This is a genomic window from Oryzifoliimicrobium ureilyticum, assembly GCF_037199735.1.
Classification (GTDB): domain Bacteria; phylum Pseudomonadota; class Alphaproteobacteria; order Rhizobiales; family Rhizobiaceae; genus Rhizobium; species Rhizobium ureilyticus.
In genome coordinates this window covers 84,718-104,366 of sequence record NZ_JBBBVQ010000010.1, presented here as the reverse complement: position 1 = coordinate 104,366, position 19,649 = coordinate 84,718, and the positions used below count along the sequence as shown (strand labels likewise).

The 19,649-nt window shown below is 55.9% G+C and carries 20 protein-coding genes; 10 read left to right on the top strand and 10 right to left on the bottom strand.

Annotated elements, in window-relative coordinates; all coding sequences use genetic code 11:
• Positions 1-48 precede the first annotated feature (48 nt).
• Positions 49-1,905 carry an ABC transporter ATP-binding protein gene (locus VQ830_RS15150; RefSeq protein WP_337269078.1) on the top strand — a complete coding sequence of 619 codons (1,857 nt, stop codon included), beginning with the start codon at positions 49-51 and terminating at the stop codon, positions 1,903-1,905.
• Positions 1,906-1,986: 81 nt separating this feature from the next.
• Here VQ830_RS15150 and VQ830_RS15145 read toward each other — a convergent pair whose 3' ends face one another.
• Complete coding sequence (locus tag VQ830_RS15145) at positions 1,987-2,190, bottom strand: ribbon-helix-helix domain-containing protein (protein ID WP_337268965.1); 204 nt, start codon at positions 2,188-2,190, stop codon at positions 1,987-1,989.
• A gap of 160 nt (positions 2,191-2,350) precedes the next feature.
• Here VQ830_RS15145 and VQ830_RS15140 point away from each other — a divergent pair, with 160 nt between their 5' ends.
• Complete coding sequence (locus tag VQ830_RS15140) at positions 2,351-4,222, top strand: ABC transporter ATP-binding protein (RefSeq protein WP_337268964.1); 1,872 nt, start codon at positions 2,351-2,353, stop codon at positions 4,220-4,222.
• Here VQ830_RS15140 and VQ830_RS15135 read toward each other — a convergent pair.
• Complete coding sequence (locus tag VQ830_RS15135) at positions 4,219-5,145, bottom strand: endonuclease/exonuclease/phosphatase family protein (protein WP_337268963.1); 927 nt, start codon at positions 5,143-5,145, stop codon at positions 4,219-4,221. The genes VQ830_RS15140 and VQ830_RS15135 overlap by 4 nt on opposite strands.
• A 319-nt stretch (positions 5,146-5,464) precedes the next feature.
• Here VQ830_RS15135 and petA point away from each other — a divergent pair, with 319 nt between their 5' ends.
• From petA to VQ830_RS15115, 4 genes are all read left to right on the top strand, one after another.
• Positions 5,465-6,013 (top strand): ubiquinol-cytochrome c reductase iron-sulfur subunit, encoded by a 549-nt coding sequence (gene petA, locus VQ830_RS15130; protein ID WP_438617998.1) that lies wholly within the window; start codon positions 5,465-5,467, stop codon positions 6,011-6,013.
• Between the two features lie 13 nt (positions 6,014-6,026).
• On the top strand, positions 6,027-7,304 hold the full coding sequence (locus VQ830_RS15125) for a cytochrome b (RefSeq protein WP_337268961.1): 1,278 nt from the start codon (positions 6,027-6,029) through the stop codon (positions 7,302-7,304).
• Positions 7,305-7,317: 13 nt separating this feature from the next.
• Positions 7,318-8,190, top strand: coding sequence for a cytochrome c1 (locus VQ830_RS15120; RefSeq protein WP_337268960.1), 873 nt, complete (start codon positions 7,318-7,320; stop codon positions 8,188-8,190).
• Between the two features lie 204 nt (positions 8,191-8,394).
• Positions 8,395-8,937, top strand: coding sequence for an adenine phosphoribosyltransferase (locus VQ830_RS15115; RefSeq protein WP_337268959.1), 543 nt, complete (start codon positions 8,395-8,397; stop codon positions 8,935-8,937).
• 58 nt (positions 8,938-8,995) lie between these two features.
• Here VQ830_RS15115 and VQ830_RS15110 read toward each other — a convergent pair whose 3' ends face one another.
• From VQ830_RS15110 to ychF, 3 genes are all read right to left on the bottom strand, one after another.
• The gene (locus VQ830_RS15110) at positions 8,996-9,463 is read right to left on the bottom strand and encodes a MaoC/PaaZ C-terminal domain-containing protein (RefSeq protein ID WP_337268958.1); all 468 of its coding nucleotides are present in this window, start codon (positions 9,461-9,463) and stop codon (positions 8,996-8,998) included.
• Complete coding sequence (locus VQ830_RS15105) at positions 9,460-9,930, bottom strand: hotdog family protein (RefSeq protein ID WP_337268957.1); 471 nt, start codon at positions 9,928-9,930, stop codon at positions 9,460-9,462. Before VQ830_RS15105 ends, VQ830_RS15110 begins: the two co-directional genes overlap by 4 nt.
• 184 nt (positions 9,931-10,114) lie before the next feature.
• Complete coding sequence (gene ychF / locus VQ830_RS15100; protein ID WP_337268956.1) at positions 10,115-11,218, bottom strand: redox-regulated ATPase YchF; 1,104 nt, start codon at positions 11,216-11,218, stop codon at positions 10,115-10,117.
• 312 nt (positions 11,219-11,530) lie between these two features.
• Here ychF and clpS point away from each other — a divergent pair, with 312 nt between their 5' ends.
• Positions 11,531-11,842, top strand: a complete 312-nt coding sequence (gene clpS / locus VQ830_RS15095; RefSeq protein WP_337268955.1) for an ATP-dependent Clp protease adapter ClpS — start codon at positions 11,531-11,533, stop codon at positions 11,840-11,842.
• Positions 11,843-11,944: 102 nt separating this feature from the next.
• On the opposite strand, the gene VQ830_RS15090 is transcribed toward clpS, so the two are convergent.
• The 3 genes from VQ830_RS15090 to VQ830_RS15080 form a co-directional block, all read right to left on the bottom strand.
• Positions 11,945-12,403, bottom strand: a complete 459-nt coding sequence (locus tag VQ830_RS15090) for a GNAT family N-acetyltransferase (protein ID WP_337268954.1) — start codon at positions 12,401-12,403, stop codon at positions 11,945-11,947.
• Positions 12,404-12,524: 121 nt separating this feature from the next.
• On the bottom strand, positions 12,525-13,232 hold the full coding sequence (pth, locus tag VQ830_RS15085) for an aminoacyl-tRNA hydrolase (RefSeq protein WP_337268953.1): 708 nt from the start codon (positions 13,230-13,232) through the stop codon (positions 12,525-12,527).
• Positions 13,233-13,372: 140 nt separating this feature from the next.
• Positions 13,373-14,005, bottom strand: coding sequence for a 50S ribosomal protein L25/general stress protein Ctc (locus tag VQ830_RS15080; protein WP_337268952.1), 633 nt, complete (start codon positions 14,003-14,005; stop codon positions 13,373-13,375).
• A gap of 353 nt (positions 14,006-14,358) precedes the next feature.
• On the opposite strand from VQ830_RS15080, the gene VQ830_RS15075 reads away from it, so the two are divergent.
• The 3 genes from VQ830_RS15075 to VQ830_RS15065 all read left to right on the top strand — a co-directional run bounded on the left by VQ830_RS15075 (position 14,359) and on the right by VQ830_RS15065 (position 17,585).
• Positions 14,359-15,321 carry a helix-turn-helix domain-containing protein gene (locus VQ830_RS15075; RefSeq protein WP_337269077.1) on the top strand — a complete coding sequence of 321 codons (963 nt, stop codon included), beginning with the start codon at positions 14,359-14,361 and terminating at the stop codon, positions 15,319-15,321.
• Positions 15,322-15,487: 166 nt separating this feature from the next.
• Complete coding sequence (gene adh, locus VQ830_RS15070; RefSeq protein WP_337268951.1) at positions 15,488-16,996, top strand: aldehyde dehydrogenase; 1,509 nt, start codon at positions 15,488-15,490, stop codon at positions 16,994-16,996.
• A gap of 202 nt (positions 16,997-17,198) precedes the next feature.
• Positions 17,199-17,585, top strand: coding sequence for a DUF779 domain-containing protein (locus tag VQ830_RS15065; RefSeq protein WP_337268950.1), 387 nt, complete (start codon positions 17,199-17,201; stop codon positions 17,583-17,585).
• Between the two features lie 67 nt (positions 17,586-17,652).
• On the opposite strand, the gene VQ830_RS15060 is transcribed toward VQ830_RS15065, so the two are convergent.
• Both VQ830_RS15060 and VQ830_RS15055 read right to left on the bottom strand, forming a co-directional pair.
• Positions 17,653-18,585 (bottom strand): ribose-phosphate pyrophosphokinase, encoded by a 933-nt coding sequence (locus VQ830_RS15060; protein WP_337268949.1) that lies wholly within the window; start codon positions 18,583-18,585, stop codon positions 17,653-17,655.
• 138 nt (positions 18,586-18,723) lie between these two features.
• The gene (locus VQ830_RS15055; protein ID WP_337269076.1) at positions 18,724-19,548 is read right to left on the bottom strand and encodes a hypothetical protein; all 825 of its coding nucleotides are present in this window, start codon (positions 19,546-19,548) and stop codon (positions 18,724-18,726) included.
• Positions 19,549-19,649 lie beyond the last annotated feature (101 nt).

The following is a 19,649-nucleotide window of genomic DNA, read 5'->3' as shown; positions in this document are numbered from 1 at the left end:
GTGGCAGGCAGATAAGACTATGGAGCATTCCCTATGGTCCTCACGAACCTGTTTTCGTGGTTTGAACGGCGGCTTGATCCTTACCCGCAAGAAGCCCCAACACTGCCGCCCAAGGGGCTGCTTGCCTTTTGCTGGCACTATACCAAGGCGGCATGGCCGTGGCTTCTGTTGCTCGCCACCTGCTCCATGCTCATCGCGTTTGCCGAGGTGATGCTCTACCAGTTCCTCGGCAATATCGTCGATTGGCTGTCCGGCGCAGATCCTGCCCACTTTCTTGAAAAGGAGTGGCTCCGTCTGATGATGATGGCGCTCTTGCTGCTCGTCGGTTTGCCGCTTACGGGTGTGGTCCACACCTTCACGATGCATCAGGTTCTGGCCGGCAATTTTCCGATGATCGCGCGCTGGCAGATGCACCGCTTTTTGCTGCGTCACTCGATCAACTTCTTTGCCAACGAATTTGCCGGCCGCGTTTCGACAAAGGTCATGCAGACCTCGCTAGCCGTTCGCGAAGCAGTGATGAAGATCATTGATGTCTTCACCTACGCAATCAGCTTCTTTATCTCGATGCTGGCGCTCGTCATCGCCGTCGACTGGCGCTTGGTCTTGCCGCTTGTATTCTGGGTGGTGGTCTATGGATTGATCCTGTCGCACTTCATCCCGAAGCTGCGCAAGCTATCCAGCGAGCAAGCAGATGCCCGTTCGATCATGACGGGGCGGGTCGTCGATAGCTATACAAACATCGGCACCGTCAAGCTCTTCTCTCACGCCGGACGTGAGGAGGCCTATGCGCGCGAAAGCATGGACGGCTTTCTTTCCACCGTGCACCTGCAGATGCGGCAAATCACGCTGTTAAATATTTGCGTTGATCTCAACAACGCGGTTGCTCTCTTTGCGGTGGCAGCTTCCGGTATCGGCTTCTGGATGGGAGGCGGTGTGACCGTGGGATCGATCGCCGTTGCAATCGGTCTTGCCATGCGCATCAACGGTATGTCACAATGGATTATGTGGGAAGTCGCGGCGCTCTTTGAAGCTGTTGGCACGATCTACGACGGTATGTCGATGATGACCAAACCTCATGAGGTCGTCGATAAAAAGCAGGCTAGCGAGCTTGCCGCGAAGCAAGGTCATATCCGCTTTGAGAAGATCAAATTCCATTATGGCAAAGCCCGGGGCGTCATCGAGGATCTAAGCCTCGACATTCGGGCCGGCGAGAAGGTCGGTCTTGTCGGACGTTCCGGCGCGGGCAAGACGACCTTGATGAACCTCTTGTTGCGATTCTACGATCTCGAAGCTGGTCGTATTACCATCGACGGTCAGGATATTGCGGGGGTTACGCAGGATAGTCTTCGCTCTCTTGTCGGCGTGGTGACGCAGGATACGTCTCTGCTGCATCGCTCGATCAGAGACAACATTGCCTATGGCCGGCCGGACGCAAGCGACGCCGAGATCATCGATGCTGCAAAACGTGCGAATGCATGGGAGTTCATCGAGGGGCTTCGCGATATGCAAGGACGCATGGGACTTGAGGCACATGTCGGCGAACGCGGCGTCAAGCTGTCAGGAGGCCAGCGTCAGCGCATCGCCATCGCCCGCGTCTTCCTCAAGGATGCACCGATCCTGGTCTTGGACGAGGCGACTTCGGCGCTCGACTCAGAGGTGGAAGCAGCTATTCAGGACAACCTGTTTGCGCTTATGGAAGGCAAGACCGTTATCGCGATTGCCCACCGCCTTTCCACGCTGACGCAGATGGACCGCCTCATCGTGCTCGATAAGGGGCGCATCGTTGAGACCGGGAACCATCACGAACTGGTCGCAAGTGGCGGAATCTATGCCGACCTGTGGATGCGCCAGTCCGGCGGTTTCCTTGGAGATGAAGCGCACGACGCGGAGGAGGCAGCTCAATAGCCGACCGGGTAAGCGCCTACGATAAACAATAAAGCACCGCACCCGGCATCGGGTGCGGTGCTTTGAAACCAAACGCTGTCGTCAAAGACTATCGGCCCAATCGATCGCACGATCCCTATGGATGCGGATGACGGAGTTGCACAGTGACGGCATTTTCGGCGCGTCGTTTCTGTCCAGCCACTCCTGGAGAGCCTCCATCATCAGGGCGTCGACGTTCAAGCCAAGCCGCATGCTGGCGAGCTTCAGTTGTTCTGCCAGTTGAGAAGGCAGCTGAAAGCTGGACATGCCGGTTTCCATCGATCTCTCTCCGTCTCAAATAACATGCAGCGCTTTAACGACCCAACGACGTCGATCCGTCGCTTCTATTCAAATCTTACGAAAATATAAGTTTTGCGGATCACGTGCCTGGCTTTGCTCATTGACGCGAGAGGCCTATATCCGTTGCATGCTTCTTAATCCGCTCTTCCGGCTCTTTGAGCGCTGGGTCGATCCTTTCAAACCGCGAGAAGATCTGAGGCCGCCGTCTTCGGCGTCGGGCTTCATTCTCTTCTATGTTCGCCAAGCCAAATGGGCTTTCCTGGCCATGCTGGCCTTGGGGGGCATTTCTGCCGCGATCGAAGCATCGCTCTTCTGGTTCGTCGGACGGCTCATCGATATTCTTGCAACCGTTAAGCCATCGGATGGATGGAGTGGATTGCTTGCTGATCACGGCGGCGAACTCTTCAGCATGTTCGTCATCATCGGTATTGGCCGGTTCATGGTGATTTTCCTGATCGCGCTGGTCGATCAGCAGGTTATCACGCCAGGATTTTACAACATGGCGCGCTGGCAGGCCTATTTGCATGTTTCGCGCCAGTCTCTTTCCTTCTTTCAAAGCGATTTTTCAGGGCGTATCGTAACAAAAGTCTGGTCTGGGGGCCAGGCTGCCGGCGATCTTGTCACGACGTTGATGGAAAGCGTATGGTTCGTCGGGATTTATGCCATAACCACCCTGGTCCTGGTGGCGCGTCTCGATATTATCCTAGCGCTCGTTGTTCTTTTCTGGCTGGCGGCCTTTTCCGGGCTGGCGCGCTATTTCGTACCACGGATCCGCATCCATTCGCGGGAGACTGCGGAGTCGGCATCGCTTTTGAATGGTCGTATGGTCGACGCCTACAGCAATATCCAGACCCTGAAGCTTTTTGCGCGCAATGAGGAAAACGACCGCTATATGCGGCATGGCTTCGATATCTTTCAAAAGACGGTGCTTCGCTTCACCCGCTTCATTACGGGCGTTCGCGCCTCGATGGCCCTGCTGTCCGGCATCATGATCGTGACGATGTCGGCGCTGAGCGTCCATCTTTGGCTCAGTGGGAAAATCAGCGCCGGCGCGGTCGCCTTTTCACTTTCACTCGTTCTTCGGCTCAACTTCCTGCTCGGGCGCATGATGACGCAGTTCAACGGTATCATGCGAAATCTCGGTACCGTGCAAAATGCGGCCGAGATGATTTCGCGACCGATCGAGATGGCCGATCGCCGCGATGCACCCGATCTTATCGTTCGCAAGCCCTCGATTTCGTTTCAAAACGTGCGCTTTCATTATGGCAGGGCGGGCGGCGTCATCGACGATTTTTCACTTGATATCGGCCCTGGGGAAAAAGTTGGCCTAATCGGTCGCTCTGGCGCGGGAAAATCCACGCTCGTCAATCTTCTACTGCGTCTTTATGGGCTTGAAGGCGGGCGTATCTTGATAGACGGGCAGAACATCGCTGAAGTCCGGCAAGAATCGTTGCGCATGCAAATCGGCGTCGTCAGCCAGGACACCGCGCTTTTGCATCGCTCGGTCCGCGACAACATTATGTTTGGGCGCCCAGATGCCAGCGAGGCCGATCTCGTCGAGGCCGCACGCCGTGCCGAAGCGCTCGGATTCATTGAACAGCTTCGCGATCAGCAGGGCAGGGTGGGCTTTGATGCTCATGTCGGCGAGCGCGGCGTCAAACTGTCCGGCGGCCAGCGCCAGAGAATTGCCATCGCGCGCGTGCTTTTGAAGGATGCGCCGTTCCTCGTGTTGGATGAGGCGACGTCTGCGCTCGACTCTGAGGTTGAGGAAGCTATTCAATCGAACCTTGAACAGATCATGCAAGGAAAGACGGTTCTTGCCATCGCGCACCGGCTTTCGACCATCGCAGCGCTTGACCGACTTGTCGTGATCGATGCAGGAAAGATCGTAGAGCAGGGGAGCCATCGCTCCCTGCTTCTGGCAGGTGGGCTTTACGCTGAGTTATGGGCGCGTCAGTCTGGCGGTTTCCTGACGACCAACATTCCCGAAGCAATCTAGGGAGCCAGAGAAAAGGATGCCTCTAGTCCGTAGTGGTTCGAGCCAGCATTGTCTTTGATCCTACTTACTTTGATGAGCTGAAGCGGGTTTCTGGCAAAGATGTGATCAATAGCGATCCCGAACGGACCTGCTCTGATCGGCCACGTGGCTGGTTCGGGAAAGACCGTTTTTAGCTGTTCTCTGCGCATGAAGCGCTGAATGCCGGGCGTCAGGACAGACGAATTGAAGTCTCCCGCAACCACGAGAGGTTCCTTGATGGTCCCAATCTCGTAGGAAATGTCCTTCAGTTCGTCGAGCTGGAAGTCGTCGAAGTATGGCTTCGTCAAATGCACGGCAAGAAAATCGACACGCTTGCCGGCAAACTCGATGGCGGAATGGATCATGCGGTTTTGCCAGAGTTCGCCAATGCTCATGATCTTTTGTTCGAGGAATGGATGCTTGGAAAGCACGAGAGTGTCGCAGCTTTCGGCCGTGCTTTGACATCCAATGCTGTAGGGGTAGGTTGCCTTTATTTGCGGCAGATCGGCGAAGATGGGCTCAGCCTCGAAGACGTTGACGACGTCGGCACCGGACTTGCGAATGATCTGCGTGATCTTGTCGGCATTTTCATAATTCTCGTTCTCGATGTTGAACGAGATCATGGAAAAAAGCTGCGGTGCTTGAGATGGTGGCGTGGCAAATTCTTTCAGCATGATGACGCCATGGACAGCAAGTCCGATCGCGGCTGCGAGCATCACGTAACCGTACCAGTGGCGCTTGATCATCAAAGCGAGGATAGCCCCGCAAGCGGCTGCAATCGCAAAATGAACCTGAAAACTGTAGATGAAGGCAAATAGCCAGAAGCTCGTGCCGTAGCGAAGGGAAATGGCGGCAAGAAGCAGAGAAACAAGCACGCTGATGATACAGAACAGGGTGTCTCTCATGCCTTGCGATCAACCCCATAATCAGGACCGGCTCTGTGTCTTTGGGCTATGGGCGGTAGCATAGGGCTACATCCGTTGCAACGCGGCATGGCATGGCGGCGGCTTTTGTGCGGAGATCCTAAAAAATTAGCCGCGACATAGTGCCGTCCCTCTCTTGCCAAGGCTGGACATAATCTGCAATCAATCCTAGAACGCGTCAGATTGGTGGGGAATCTATGGCGGAAATATGTTGCGATTCGCCACCATGGTCTGAGGAGGGGCAGGGCGGCATGCCGCTGGATGTGCTTGGAGGATGGACGTCTTGAGTAAAGACGAAGCGATGGGCGAGCCAACTCGCCGAGATTTCCTTTATTTGGCCACGGGTATGGCTGGTGCTGTTGGTGTCGTATCGGTTGCCTGGCCGTTTATCGACCAGATGCGGCCTGATGCGTCGACCCTTGCGCTTGCATCGATCGAAGTGGATGTATCGAGCCTTGAGCCCGGTATGTCACTGACGGTGAAGTGGCGCGGCAAGCCGGTTTTCATCCGCAACCGTACGCCGGAGGAGGTGAAGGCGGCGGAAGAAGTTCCCATGGCGGATCTGAAGGATCCTTTGGCGCGCAATGCCAATCTTGGAACTGACGCCACCGCTTCGGATCTTGATCGCTCTGCAGGCAAGGGCAAGGAGAACTGGATCGTGATGATCGGTTCTTGCACCCATCTGGGATGCGTGCCTTTGGGTCAGGCTGGCGAATATAATGGATGGTTCTGTCCCTGCCACGGCTCGGTTTACGACACGGCTGGCCGGATCCGCAAAGGTCCTGCGCCGCAGAACCTTGCCATTCCGACCTATGCTTTCACTTCGGACAAAGTCATAAAAATCGGTTGAGGGGGACTGATTAATGAGTGGCCATTCCACCTACGAGCCTTCGACCGGCTTTTCCAAATGGCTCGATGCGCGTCTGCCTTTGCCGCGTCTCGTCCATGACAGCTTCGTTTCTTATCCGGTCCCGCGCAATCTGAACTACGCCTATACGTTTGGCGCTATGCTCGGCGTCATGCTGGTTGTTCAGATCCTGACCGGCGTCGTCCTTGCCATGCACTATGCCGCCGATACGTCGATCGCATTCAACTCGGTCGAGAAGATCATGCGCGATGTCAATCACGGCTGGCTGCTGCGCTACCTGCATGCGAACGGTGCGTCCTTCTTCTTCATCGCCGTCTATCTGCATATTGCCCGCAACCTCTATTATGGTTCCTACAAGGCGCCGCGAGAAGTCCTGTGGATCCTAGGTGTCGTCATCTATCTTCTGATGATGGCAACTGCCTTCATGGGCTACGTCCTGCCTTGGGGCCAGATGTCGTTCTGGGGTGCCACCGTCATCACCGGCTTCTTCTCGGCCTTCCCATGGGTGGGTGAGTGGGTTCAGCAGTTCCTTCTTGGTGGCTTTGCCGTCGATCAACCGACGCTCAATCGCTTCTTTGCACTGCACTACCTTTTGCCCTTCATGATCGCCGGTGTCGTGATCCTGCATATCTGGACACTGCACATCACGGGGCAGACGAACCCGACGGGCGTTGAAGTAAAGACGAAGACCGATACAGTCGCCTTCACGCCCTATGCGACGCTGAAGGATGCTCTAGCGGTTTGCGTGTTCCTTTTAGTCTACGCCTATTTCGTCTTCTACCTGCCGAATTTCCTCGGCCATGCCGATAACTATATCCCTGCCGATCCGCTCAAGACACCGGCGCATATCGTTCCAGAATGGTACTTCCTGCCGTTCTACGCCATGCTTCGTTCGATCACCTTCAATGTCGGCCCGATCGACTCAAAGCTAGGTGGCGTTTTGGTCATGTTCGGTGCGATCATCGTGCTCTTCTTCGTGCCTTGGCTCGATACATCGAAAGTGCGTTCGGCGGTTTATCGTCCTTGGTACAAGCTTTTCTACTGGCTGTTCGTTGCCAATGCGATTCTCTTGGGTTGGCTTGGTTCTCGTCCTGCGGAAGGCGTCTACGTGACGATCTCGCAGCTCTCGACCCTTGCTTACTTCTCGTTTTTCCTGATCGCCATGCCGATCCTCGGTCTTTTGGAGGTGCCGCGCCGCATTCCGAATTCCATCACGGAATCGGTTCTGGAGAAGCGTCTCGGCGCTGCGGCGACCGCACGGGCAGAAGCATAGGCAGGAGATGGATATGAGAAACAAGCTGATCGCATCCATTCTGCCCCTCATGCTGGCAACGGCGTTTTCCGTCTCCGCTCTTGCACAAGACCCCAAGGCGACTGACAAACATGTCGAGGCGGAGGCGCCGCATTATCCACTCAAGGAGCCCCGTGAGGTATCCTGGAGCTTCTCCGGCCCCTTGGGTCACTATGATAAGGGTCAGCTGCAGCGCGGCCTGAAGGTCTACACGGAAGTCTGTTCCGCCTGTCACTCGATGAAGCTCGTGTCGTTCCGTACGTTGCGGGACCTCGGCTATTCCGATGCACAGGTGAAGACCTTTGCGGCCAATTACGAGGTCGAGGACGGTCCTAACGGCAGCGGTGAAATGTACAAGCGCAAGGCTGTACCTTCGGATCATTTCCCATCGCCGTTCCCGAACGCTGAAGCGGCAGCGGCCGCCAACAACGGCGCCGCTCCGCCCGATATGTCGCTGCTGGCCAAGGCCAGAGAAGTCGAACGCGGCTTTCCGCGCTTTATCTTCGACATCTTTACGCAGTATCAGGAAGGCGGCCCAGACTACATCTACTCACTGCTGACAGGTTACGAAGAACCCCCAGCCGGTGTGCAGGTGCCGCCAGGTGGTCATTATAATCCGTACTTCCATGCTGCAGCATCATTTGCCATGCCCAAGCCCCTTTCGGACGGGCAGGTGACATATGACGATGGTGCGCCAGCGACCGTCGATCAATATGCAAAGGACGTGTCTGCATTCCTCATGTGGACCGCAGAGCCGCATTTGGAAGAGCGTAAGCGTACCGGCTTCATGGTCATGGTGTTCCTGGCCATCTTCGGTACCTTGTTGTTCTTCACCAAGCGTACGGTCTACGCCGGAAAAGATCATTGATCTCGGAAATCATTTGAGAAAAGAAGGCGACTTCGGTCGCCTTTTTTGTTGGTTCGGCTGATTGGCCTTGCTAGGGTGCGGCGGTTTGGTTTCCCGCAGCATCGCGCCGACGATTTCGGAATGCGGGAAAGCGGAAGCGAAGATGAATACGTGCATTAGACATCTATCCGGATGCGTAGCGCGTTATAAGAACATGGACACTTTATGAACAATACTTCTGCTGACCTGGCCGGCAGCATCCGAGCCATTCTCGATTATCCCAAGCCGGGAATCGTGTTTCGCGACATCACGACGTTGTTGGGAAATCCCCGTGCGCTCCGCCAGGCAATCGATGGACTTGTGCAACCTTATGCGGGCTTGAAAGTCGATCAGGTCGCTGGCATGGAGGCTCGTGGTTTCATCCTGGGCGGCGCCGTTGCTTATGCTTTGTCCGCAGGCTTTGTTCCGATCCGTAAGCGGGGCAAGCTTCCGCACGAGACTGTCCGGATTGCCTATAGCCTCGAATACGGCGTCGACGAGATGGAGATGCATCTGGATGCGGTCAAGCCGGGGGAGAAGGTGATCCTTGTCGATGATCTCATCGCCACCGGAGGCACGGCCGTGGGTGCTACTCAGTTGTTGCGGCAGATGGGTGCAGAGGTGATTTCAGCCTGCTTCGTCATCGATCTTCCCGATCTTGGCGGGCGCGCAAAACTAGAAGCCCTCGGTGTCGAAGTTCGGACCCTGGTCGAATTTTCTGGGCATTGATGTGTGCGGCCCTTGAGCGCATTTGCGCACATTTGCTCGGGGGCCGCACCAATCTCTTTTATCTAGGCTCGTTGAACTCGTTTTGGAATGAGACGGCGAGAGCCCCGTCCTCGAAAAAGCCTTCGGACAAGAACCTCGTCACAAGCAAGGCCGGGTCGTCGGGATCGGTTTCGCTTGAGACCAAGGTCGCGGCATAGGTGAGTGTCGATCCGGCAAAAACGGGTCTTAGCCATTTCAGCTCTCGGAACCCGCGGTTTCGGCCAATATGAGAAGCACCAGTGCCATCAGCTGCTCGCGCCTCGTTCCCGGCAGCGAGATAGTCTTGGAAACAGCGCGACCAAGCCGCGCATGTATGCCAACCAGAAGCGCACAAACCGCCAAAGAGTGAGATTTTGGCTGCCTCGGCATCCATGTGGAACGTCTGTGGGTCGAATTGTCTGGCGAAGCGCGTGATCGTACCTTCGTCGAACAGGTAAGTGCCAATCGTGACGCGCTCGCCAAGCGGAAACAGATCCATCAGGGTCATGCGGATGTCTCCGGCTGATGGCGCGTTGCGAACATCACGGCGTTCTCACCGAGGCAGACCAAATCGCCATGCTGGTTACGGACTTCATGGCGAAGGCGGACGATGCCGATACCCGGCCTTGAGCGTAGCGGCCGCCTTTCAAGCACGGTCGAACGACCCGAGAGCCGGTCGCCGGCAAACACAGTCTTCTGCCACTCCATGAAGTCTATTCCTGGTGCGCCCTGCGAAGTTGAATTGAGAATATAGCCGTCGCACATCATCCGCATAAAAACGGAAGAGACGTGCCAGTTTGATGCGACGAGATCTTTGTGATTGTCCTCCTCGACCAACTTGACCGCGCTACGCGTCAGCAGGGGATCAAATTCCTCGGCAAAGGCCAAAATATCCTCGGCCGTGACGGTTTTTGCGGGCAGCTCAAAACACCGGTTCGGTTCAAAATCTTCGAATGCCAGTTTCTCTTGCAGCATGATCTCCTCCTGCAGTCAGAGGCCTATCGCAATGAAACGGCCTCTCGCGTTGGCGCTATGCAATGGCAGGAACGGATCCTTATCGCGGACACGGCACGCTCTTAAGCGCGCCGATGCCACTTTTCAGTCTCCGATTCCCGTATCATTTCACCGGCATTTGTTGCCGTCGGCTGTCTTTGCTCGATCAGGTATTGAAGCGGAAGTGTATGACGTCACCGTCCTGGACGACATATTCCTTGCCTTCGTCCCGTGCCTTGCCAGCTTCCTTTGCTCCGGCCTCGCCATTGTAGGAAATGAAATCGTCATAGGCGATGGTATTGGCGCGAATGAAACCGCGCTCGAAATCGGAGTGGATGACGCCAGCTGCCTGGGGTGCCTTCGTCCCGCGGCGTATGGTCCACGCGCGGCACTCCTTGGGACCCACGGTGAAGTAGGTAATGAGGTCAAGGAGTTTGTATCCAGCGCGGATCAGCCGATCAAGGCCAGCTTCTTCAAGCCCAAGAGCTGCTAGAAATTCGGTCGACTCATCCTCGGGAAGCTGAGCGACTTCCGCCTCGATGGCTGCTGATATTATGACAGTTTCCGCGCCTTCAGCCTTTGCCATGGCTGCAACGGCTTCCGTATAGCGATTGCCGCTGACGGCGTCTGCTTCCGCTACGTTGCAGACATAGAGAACCGGATGGGCCGTAAGGAGGTTCAGGCCTTCAAGGACCCGCTTTTCTTCTGCGTCCAAAGTGGCGGTCAGCCGGCGAACCGGCTTTCCCTCCTGAAGCAGTTTAAGCGAGGCTTCCATGATCGGCAGGGCCGCCATCGACTCCTTGTCTTTGCCGGTGGCGCGCTTGCGGGTCTGCTCTGTACGCCGTTCCAGACTTTCGAGATCGGCCAGCATCAGTTCGGTTTCGATGGTCTCGGCATCCGCAACCGGATCGATGCGACCTTCAACATGGGTAATGTCGGTATCTTCGAAGCAACGCAGGACGTGAACGACGGCATCGACCTCGCGGATATTGGCCAGGAACTGATTGCCCAGCCCTTCGCCCTTTGACGCGCCGCGCACGAGACCGGCGATATCGACGAAAGATATGCGTGTTGGGATGATTTCTTTTGAGCTTGCAATGGTTGCAAGCTTCTTCATTCGTCCATCGGGAACCGCGACTTCGCCTGTATTTGGCTCAATCGTGCAGAACGGATAATTTGCCGCTTGCGCTGCAGCCGTCTTGGTCAGCGCGTTGAAGAGGGTCGATTTGCCGACATTCGGCAGACCGACAATACCGCATTTGAAGCCCATGAGTGAGATCCGCTTTCTTAAAATCCTTGCCCTGCCTATGGGATAAAGGAGCCATGGGGTCAAGCGTCCAGCGACTTGGCTGGTCTGTTAGCCGCTGGAAAGGATAATTCCTGAGGAGGACGCAGTTTCTGGCGTTAGTTTCATTCAAGGTCATAAACGAGCCCGAATGACGTTCCATTCGTTATAAGCGCCAGCTATTTGTCGCATCTACAGTCCGTTATTCAAAGTTTTCTTGAACATCGTTCCAGCCAATGCGAACATGAAGCAAGGACAGCATCTTCCCTCCTGTCATGAAAAAAGGGATCGAATGCGATGCCGAGAGACGACATTGCCCTGAAACCGAAACAGATCGTGAAGCCAAAGCTCGAGAAGCCGAAGCTTTATAAGGTCATTCTCTTTAACGACGATTACACGCCACGCGAATTCGTCGTTCTTGTACTGAAGGTGGTGTTTCGCATGGGCGCGGACATCAGTCAGCGCGTCATGATGACGGCGCATAAGCTGGGTTCGAGCGTCGTTGTGGTCTGCACCAAGGATATTGCCGAAACCAAGGTCAAGGAGGCCATGGATCTCGCGAAAGACGCTGGCTTTCCGTTGATGTTCAAGGCGGAGCCCGAGGAATAGTATCCTCCAGCGCATATGCACCGAAAGCGCCTTATGTCGCTTTGTTGCCGAGGATGGATCTGGATTTCGATCCCGCGCATCCGTTTGGAGCTTGAGGGCGCGCTAGCGTTCCAATGCATCAGCCCGGCGGATCTGGAACCCTATCTTGTTGCGCAAGAAGCCGCAGGCTTCGTAAAACCGATGTGCCGCCAGATTCGTATGTCCGCTCAAGAGCATAGCCTTATAACAACCTGCCGCCCAGGCGGTGTCGATTGCCTGGATGATCACTCGTCTCCCGTAACCGCGTCCACGGTGATCGGGATGGGTGACAACGTTTTCGATCAGAGCGTAAGGTGCTCCATTGCGGGTCATGTTGGGAACGACGACGAGTGTCGCGGTCGAACTAAGCTGACTATCCGCAAATCCCAGGAATACCGTCAAACCAGGATGGAGCAGCAATTTATCCAGGTTTCGCAGAACGGCTTCGTCGTCATGAACTGGGTCGCGTGGATTAAGGTGGCCATAGAGCGATTGAACTGCCAGGGCATCGCGCCGTTCGGCCGGGCGGACGGTAAAATTCACGGTTGCCGCTCCTCATTCAGCGCTTTTAGAACAGACATGCAATTGCACAAGGCCGTAATGCGCAGATGCGGAATAGCCTGGCCGTTCGTGTAGAAGCGCTTTTCAACTCATCCTCAGCCGATTATTTCTTATCCGCGAAAAGTTTCCGCAGCATGTCTGCCATTGGGCCGCTTTCAGGAAGCTTGATGGAATTGCCGCCGCGGGCCTGCCGGATATGTGATTGCTGGGCCGGCTTTTTCTCCGGCTTGGCTTTTTCTGCGTCTTGGCCAAGTGCAAGCGCAAGCTTGTTCTGCAACTGGGAATCCTCGCCCTTCACCAGCATATCCGCATTTCGCGCAAGTTCATCAAGCAGATGTTCAAGCCATTCAGAGTCAGCTTTGGCAAAATTGCCGAGGACATGCCCGTTCACAGCTTCTTTGCTGCCAGGGTGGCCAATCCCCAAGCGGACGCGCTTGTAATCTTTGCCGCAATGGGCATCGATCGACTTAAGTCCGTTATGGCCACCATGGCCACCGCCGACCTTGAGGCGCACTTTGCCTGCTGGCAGGTCGAGTTCATCATGAATAACGATGAGGTCTTTCGGAGCGAGCTTGTAGAAGCGCATGGCTTCGCCGACGGCTTCGCCCGACAAGTTCATGTAGGTTTGCGGCTTCATCAAGAGAACCTTCTCTCCCGCGATGGCGCCTTCGGCAATTTCAGCTTTGAATTTTTTCGACCAAGGGGAGAACGATGCGGATCGTTGGATCTGATCCACAGCCATGAAGCCGATATTGTGACGATTGGCGGCATATTGGGCGCCCGGATTACCCAGACCTACGATAACAAGCATGACTCTAGCTCCTAGCCAAGCAGGGTTCGTTCACCACCGCGAAAGGACCTGGAAGTCAAGCCCTATCGCGAAAGAGGGACGAGAAACAAAAAAGCCCGGCCTGAAAAGACCGGGCTTCGTATCAAGATGCGCCGTAGCGATCAATCTTCAGACTTTTCTTCGCCTTCAGCTTCGACAGTTTCCGTTGCTTCGTCTTCGACTGCGACCAGCGGAGCAACGATCGTCGCGATCGTGAAGTCGCGGTCGGTGATGACTGGCGAAACATTCTTCGGCAGCGTGACGTCCGAAATGTGGATGCTGTCGCCAACCTTCTTGCCGGTAAGGTCCACAGTGAAGGCTTCCGGAATCGCATTGGCGGGGCAATGAACTTCAACATCGTGACGTACAATGTTGAGCACGCCACCCGACTTGATGCCCGGGGCCTTATCTTCGTTTTCAAAGTGAACCGGGATAGCAACAGTCACCTGGCTGTCGCGCGAAACGCGAAGGAAGTCGACGTGCATCGTGAAATCGCGCACTGGATCGAGCTGGTAGTCCTTCGGCAGAACCTGGTACTTCTTGCCATCGACATTGATCGTTGCAATCGTCGTCATGAAGCCGCCGGCGTGGATACGCTTCGTGACTTCATTGGTGTTGATTGCGATAGAAATGGGGGCCTGCTTGTCACCATAGATGACAGCGGGAATCATACCGTTGCGGCGAAGTTCACGGGCGGACCCCTTACCGACCCGTTCGCGCGCCTCGGCCTTGAGCTCGTAAGTTTCCTGGCTCATGACTTTTCCTTCCGAGGTTGTTATGGAGAGTCCGACGGGCTGGAAAAACAAGCCGGCGGACCGAAGCGGCAGGCCGCTCCATCCGCGTTGCCTCCAAGGGTGTCTGCACGGACGGGGGCGCTATAGTACAGATGCCGGGCGAAAACAAGTATTGCTGCCGGTTTCGATCGCAAACATCCCGAAAATTCGGCATTGCTAAGCGAATGGGTCCAAATTCCATGCCGTCTTGCTTATGGATGTTAAAGCTGTAACAATTTCATGAGAGCAAGGAGGCAGTCCGAACGGATGTCACGTTCGGTCGGTCTTTCCAAGCTTGCGGGCTAGAATCTGTGCTTTGGGAGGAGCCGATGTCGATGTCCAACGAAGTCGCGCATATCGAGAATGTTTATGCCAGCGCAGAACAAAAATCTGCTGCTGCGAATTCGCCGATCGTTGCTTCTTGGCGGCGGTGCATCACGATGCATCATCTTGCCCCGGAAGAGGCGCGTCAGCCCGAGCGGCTGAGCGAAAGCGAATTCTTGCAGGCGCGCGAGCGTGCATCCTCGCTCATTGCTGAAGCCGCCGAAGAGATGGATCGCCTTTTTTCGACCGTCGGCCGCGCGGGCTGTTGCCTTGTCCTTACCGACCGCGACGGTGTTGCGCTGGAGCGTCGGGGTATTTCCAGCGAAGACAAGGATTTTTACAGGCTGGGCCTTTGGACAGGTGCCCTTTGGAGCGAGGCCAGTGTTGGCACCAATGGAATTGGTACCGCGATTGCCGAAGATCGGCCCGTTGCTGTTTTTCGCGACCAGCACTTTCTGTCTGCCAACATCAATCTCAGCTGCACGACGGCGCCGATCCGAGATCATCGGGGGCGACTGACGGCAGCTTTAGACATCTCCACATGCCGCGAAGACGTGAACGAAGTGGCGCTCTCCATTCTTTCTCAGGCCGTCCGCGACTCTGCGCTTCGCATTGAGACTAATCTGTTTCGAAGCGCATTTTCCGGTGCGCGTTTTGTCATGGTTCCTTTTGCCAATAATCCGGCGGCAGCGTTGATTGCCGTTGACAAAGACGACCTGATCCTCGGAGCGACCCGTGCGGCGCGGATCGCTTTGAAACTTGACGATCGCACTTTGGAAGCCGGTGTTGCCGCAGCCGACGCGCTTCATGAGCAGCCGCGTGAAGCAAGCCATGACGATCTTGCCGAGGCGGAGCGTGCTGCCTTGCGCCGCGTTCTCACGCGAACAGGCGGGAACGTCTCGCAGGCGGCGTTGCTGCTCGGCATTAGTCGGGCGACCATGCACCGAAAGATGAAGAAGCTTGATCTACACTGAGCATGCTGCAATCGCGCAATCGTGAAGCAGGGCCGCGTGATGCTGTCGCAGTATTGCGACAGTGTGCGCTGCGGTATTCATGGGCTCGCCTGTATTCTGCCGCCAAAGGCGCGCAGATTGTCCTCCGCTGGTTCCCTAGCGAACCTCATCATCAAGGGAGGATGATATGCTTCATCAAAAAATCGTCGAGTCACCCTTCAAGCTCAAATACGGGAATTACATTGGTGGCGAATGGCGCGATCCTATTGGTGGACGCTATTTCGAAAATACAACGCCTGTCACAGGCGGCAAACTTTGCGATGTCCCTCGTTCCGATGAGAAAGACATCAACGCAGCGCTCGATGCGGCGCATGCGGCAAAGGAAAAGTGGGGGCAGACCTCACCAGCCGAAAGATCAAATATCCTGCTGAAGATCGCCCAGCGGATGGAAGACAAGCTGGAACTGCTCGCACAGGCTGAAACCTGGGATAACGGCAAGCCGATCCGCGAGACCATGGCCGCCGATATTCCGCTCGCCATCGATCACTTCCGTTATTTCGCTTCCTGCATTCGCGCGCAAGAAGGCTCGATCGGCGAGATAGACCACGACACTGTCGCCTATCACTTCCATGAACCGCTTGGCGTTGTCGGCCAAATCATTCCATGGAATTTCCCAATCTTGATGGCAGCATGGAAACTTGCGCCAGCGCTCGCTGCGGGCAATTGCGTGGTCCTGAAACCCGCTGAACAAACACCGGCCTCTATTCTGGTTTGGATCGAGCTCGTGGGCGATCTTCTGCCGCCCGGCGTTCTCAATATCGTCAACGGTTTCGGCCTGGAGGCCGGCAAGCCTTTGGCCTCCAGCTCTCGCATTGCAAAGATCGCGTTTACCGGTGAAACGACGACCGGCCGGCTGATCATGCAATATGCCAGCCAGAACCTCATTCCAGTGACGCTCGAACTGGGTGGGAAGTCGCCGAACATCTTCTTCTCGGACGTCATGGCGGAAGATGACGACTTCGTTGACAAAGCGCTGGAAGGCTTTGCCATGTTTGCCCTCAATCAGGGCGAAGTCTGCACCTGCCCAAGCCGCGCCTTGATCCAGGAGTCGATCTACGATCGGTTCATGGAGCGCGCCGTCAAGCGGGTGGAGGCAATCAAGCAAGGCAATCCGCTCGATCCCGATACGATGATCGGGGCGCAGGCCTCTTCCGAGCAACTTGAAAAAATTCTCGCTTACCTCGATATCGGCAAGCAGGAAGGCGCAGAAGTCCTTACCGGCGGTTCGCGCAACAGTCTCGATGGCGATCTGGCAAACGGCTTTTATGTGAAGCCGACCGTCTTCAAGGGGCATAACAAGATGAGGGTGTTCCAAGAAGAGATCTTTGGCCCGGTCGTTTCCGTCACGACTTTCAAGGATGAAAAGGAAGCGCTCGAAATCGCCAACGACACGCTTTACGGTCTCGGCGCAGGTATCTGGACGCGTGATGCGAACAGGGCCTATCGCTTTGGCCGCGGCATCCAGGCTGGTCGCGTCTGGACCAACTGCTATCATGCCTATCCGGCGCATGCGGCATTTGGCGGATACAAGCAGTCGGGTATCGGTCGTGAAACCCACAAAATGATGCTCGATCATTACCAGCAGACCAAGAATATGCTGGTTTCCTACAGCCCCAAGAAGCTCGGCTTCTTCTGAGTCTTTAGGGTCAAGGCGCTTCGGCACCTTTCGAGATTGCAACCATCGGCACAGCGCATCGTTGGATGTGCTGTGCCGATGAAGCTTTGCAGGCGGCCCCTTTCGAAATTTTTGTTTTGAAAGATGGCTGAGGCGCGGACAAGTCTTCGAGGACCTGCTGTCGGATGAGACGGCAAGCCTTGTATCAGCATGGGAGGTGCTTATGGACGAAAGTGTGAACGGCGAGCCGCGTGTGGTGGCAACCGATAGCGCCATTGCTCTGATCGAAGAGATCCGTCGCGACTATCCGAATATCCTGTTTCACCAGTCGGGCGGCTGCTGCGACGGCTCATCGCCCATGTGCTACCCCGCAGATGAGTTTCTCGTCGGCGATCAGGATGTGCGACTTGGCGAAATTGCAGGCGTGCCGGTCTATATCAGCGCGAGCCAGTTCGAAGCCTGGAAACACACGCAGCTTATTATCGACGTCGTGCCGGGCAGAGGCGGCATGTTCTCGTTGGATAATGGCCGGGAAAAGCGTTTCTTAACGCGCTCTCGTCTGTTTGGAGGAGGCGAGGCTTGTCTGGTTCCAAGTTCGGCGCCTGTTTGAGCGTCGCAAACAAAGAAAAAAGCGCTCGTCGAGCGCCTATTCTCTGATGCCGTGCAGTTTGCAGCGCTCAATCGAAGAGGCTGGAAACCGATTCTTCCTGGCTGGTGCGGCTAATGGCCTCCGCAATCAGGGTCGAGGTTGTGATGACGCGAACATTATGAGCCGATTGGACAGCCGTTGTCGGCTGTATCGAATCCGTAATGACAAGCTCGCGAAGGCGCGACGACGTGATCCTGGTAACAGCGCCGCCCGACAGAACACCATGGGTGATATAGGCTGTCACGCTGGCTGCGCCTTGCGCCAGAAGAGCATCGGCGGCGTTGCAAAGTGTGCCGCCTGAATCAACGATATCGTCGATGAGCAGACAATCCTTGCCTTCCACTTCGCCAATGATGTTCATGACCTCCGACTCGCCCGGACGGTCGCGACGCTTGTCGACGATCGCGAGCAGACAGTCCAGCCGCTTGGCCAGCGCACGCGCACGCACAACGCCGCCAACGTCAGGCGAAACCACCATGACGTTGCTGATGTCGTAATTCGCCTTGATGTCTCTCGTCAAAACAGGAATAGCAAACAGGTTATCTGTCGGAATATCGAAGAAGCCCTGGATCTGACCGGCATGCAGGTCGAGCGTCAGAACGCGGTCCGCGCCAGCTTCGGTAATCAGGTTTGCGACAAGCTTTGCCGAGATCGGCGTGCGCCCCGAGGCGCGGCGATCCTGGCGGGCGTAACCGAAATAAGGAATGACGGCGGTGATACGTTTTGCTGACGAGCGACGGAATGCGTCGATCATGATCAACAATTCCATCAGGTTGTCGTTGGTTGGATACGACGTCGATTGAATGACGAATACGTCTTCACCGCGCACGTTTTCCTGAATTTCTACGAATATTTCCTGGTCTGCAAAGCGTCGAACGCTTGCTTTACCAAGAGGTACGTTGAGATAGGTGCAGATCGCTTCGGCAAGGTGCCGGTTCGAATTACCCGCGAAAACCTTCATCTTGGCCCGCCTGTTGCCTTATGGTAGGCGCGCTCTATATCCGCGCACTCTCGAATGCAATAGCAAAGCCGCAACTCGTTTTATATTTCTGCAACGGATGAGTTCGGCAACCGGCGAAACCACTTTGGCTGTCCGCCATCAGCCCCCTTCGGATGTTCGCCAAGACGAAAATTCTGTAATCGTGCTGGAGGCTATATCCTGCATCGTAGACGCGGGAACGCCCGCCCAGGGATCAGTGCCGCCAGCCGGTACAGTCTTTTCACCCTGGATGCGGTGCAGCCTGTTGCCGCCGTTGTCGAGAACGTCCCAGACATATGTGACCGTCACCTTGTCCTTGTCTTTATATGCCGAAAGGTACCCTTTCAGGATGTAATCGCTGCTTGCGTCGTTCGATGCTTTGATTGCAAGACCATGCGAGCGTGCCTCGTTGCCAAGCTGGCGCGACAATGGTGTAACTGCTTCGACCGGTGCGCCAATGATCGGCAGGAAGCGAACCGTGTTCCCGCGTTGGATCGTGGCTGTCTGCTGTTCGGCAGGCGCTGGTGCTTCGGACGGCGATACATGAGCCTTTTCACGCCGTGGCGTCGTGCCCATGTCCTCTTCCTCGGCCTGCGCATTCGAGACCACTGGCGGCTCGGCTTCCAAAGGCTTGGACGCGGACGGCGAACGCTCGCCGCGCTCAATCGCTTCGGCCTGGGCTTCCATGCTTGTCGTCGATGTTCCCGCCGGCGGTTCCTGATAGGCGTTTGCGAGTTCGCTGCCTCTCGACTGCGCTGGGAACGGGCGACGTGATTCCGTTTCCGCCATTCTTTCTGCATCGGGCTGCGTGATCGGGGATGAGGCAATGTGTTGCTGTGACTCACCGATATCCGCCAGAGGCGTCAGGGTATCGGTTGTCGTACAGGCCGATGTCATGATGGCGCAGCCGAGCAACGCCGATAGGCGCGAGGAAAGGCGGGCCATTTTGGCATCGCCCTTTTCGTCTTCATCATGATCTGTCTTTGCGACGAACCTTTTCTTCATCGAACGGCCCAAGCCTTTCATCGGTAGGTCCTCGTCATGAG

What these genes read in the sequence shown, in the direction of transcription:
- VQ830_RS15125 (WP_337268961.1), top strand. Translation starts at nt 6,027, where the DNA reads ATGAGTGGCCATTCCACCTACGAGCCTTCGACCGGCTTTTCCAAATGG.
- ychF (WP_337268956.1), bottom strand. Translation starts at nt 11,218, where the DNA reads ATGGGCTTCAAATGCGGTATTGTCGGTCTGCCGAATGTCGGCAAATCG.
- VQ830_RS15060 (WP_337268949.1), bottom strand. Translation starts at nt 18,585, where the DNA reads ATGAAGGTTTTCGCGGGTAATTCGAACCGGCACCTTGCCGAAGCGATC.
- VQ830_RS15120 (WP_337268960.1), top strand. Translation starts at nt 7,318, where the DNA reads ATGAGAAACAAGCTGATCGCATCCATTCTGCCCCTCATGCTGGCAACG.
- clpS (WP_337268955.1), top strand. Translation starts at nt 11,531, where the DNA reads ATGCCGAGAGACGACATTGCCCTGAAACCGAAACAGATCGTGAAGCCA.
- pth (WP_337268953.1), bottom strand. Translation starts at nt 13,232, where the DNA reads ATGCTTGTTATCGTAGGTCTGGGTAATCCGGGCGCCCAATATGCCGCC.
- VQ830_RS15055 (WP_337269076.1), bottom strand. Translation starts at nt 19,548, where the DNA reads ATGGCCCGCCTTTCCTCGCGCCTATCGGCGTTGCTCGGCTGCGCCATC.
- petA (WP_438617998.1), top strand. Translation starts at nt 5,465, where the DNA reads ATGGGCGAGCCAACTCGCCGAGATTTCCTTTATTTGGCCACGGGTATG.
- VQ830_RS15135 (WP_337268963.1), bottom strand. Translation starts at nt 5,145, where the DNA reads ATGAGAGACACCCTGTTCTGTATCATCAGCGTGCTTGTTTCTCTGCTT.
- VQ830_RS15110 (WP_337268958.1), bottom strand. Translation starts at nt 9,463, where the DNA reads ATGACCCTGATGGATCTGTTTCCGCTTGGCGAGCGCGTCACGATTGGC.
- VQ830_RS15080 (WP_337268952.1), bottom strand. Translation starts at nt 14,005, where the DNA reads ATGAGCCAGGAAACTTACGAGCTCAAGGCCGAGGCGCGCGAACGGGTC.
- VQ830_RS15075 (WP_337269077.1), top strand. Translation starts at nt 14,359, where the DNA reads ATGTCCAACGAAGTCGCGCATATCGAGAATGTTTATGCCAGCGCAGAA.
- VQ830_RS15145 (WP_337268965.1), bottom strand. Translation starts at nt 2,190, where the DNA reads ATGTCCAGCTTTCAGCTGCCTTCTCAACTGGCAGAACAACTGAAGCTC.
- VQ830_RS15115 (WP_337268959.1), top strand. Translation starts at nt 8,395, where the DNA reads ATGAACAATACTTCTGCTGACCTGGCCGGCAGCATCCGAGCCATTCTC.
- adh (WP_337268951.1), top strand. Translation starts at nt 15,488, where the DNA reads ATGCTTCATCAAAAAATCGTCGAGTCACCCTTCAAGCTCAAATACGGG.
- VQ830_RS15105 (WP_337268957.1), bottom strand. Translation starts at nt 9,930, where the DNA reads ATGCTGCAAGAGAAACTGGCATTCGAAGATTTTGAACCGAACCGGTGT.
- VQ830_RS15140 (WP_337268964.1), top strand. Translation starts at nt 2,351, where the DNA reads ATGCTTCTTAATCCGCTCTTCCGGCTCTTTGAGCGCTGGGTCGATCCT.
- VQ830_RS15065 (WP_337268950.1), top strand. Translation starts at nt 17,199, where the DNA reads ATGGACGAAAGTGTGAACGGCGAGCCGCGTGTGGTGGCAACCGATAGC.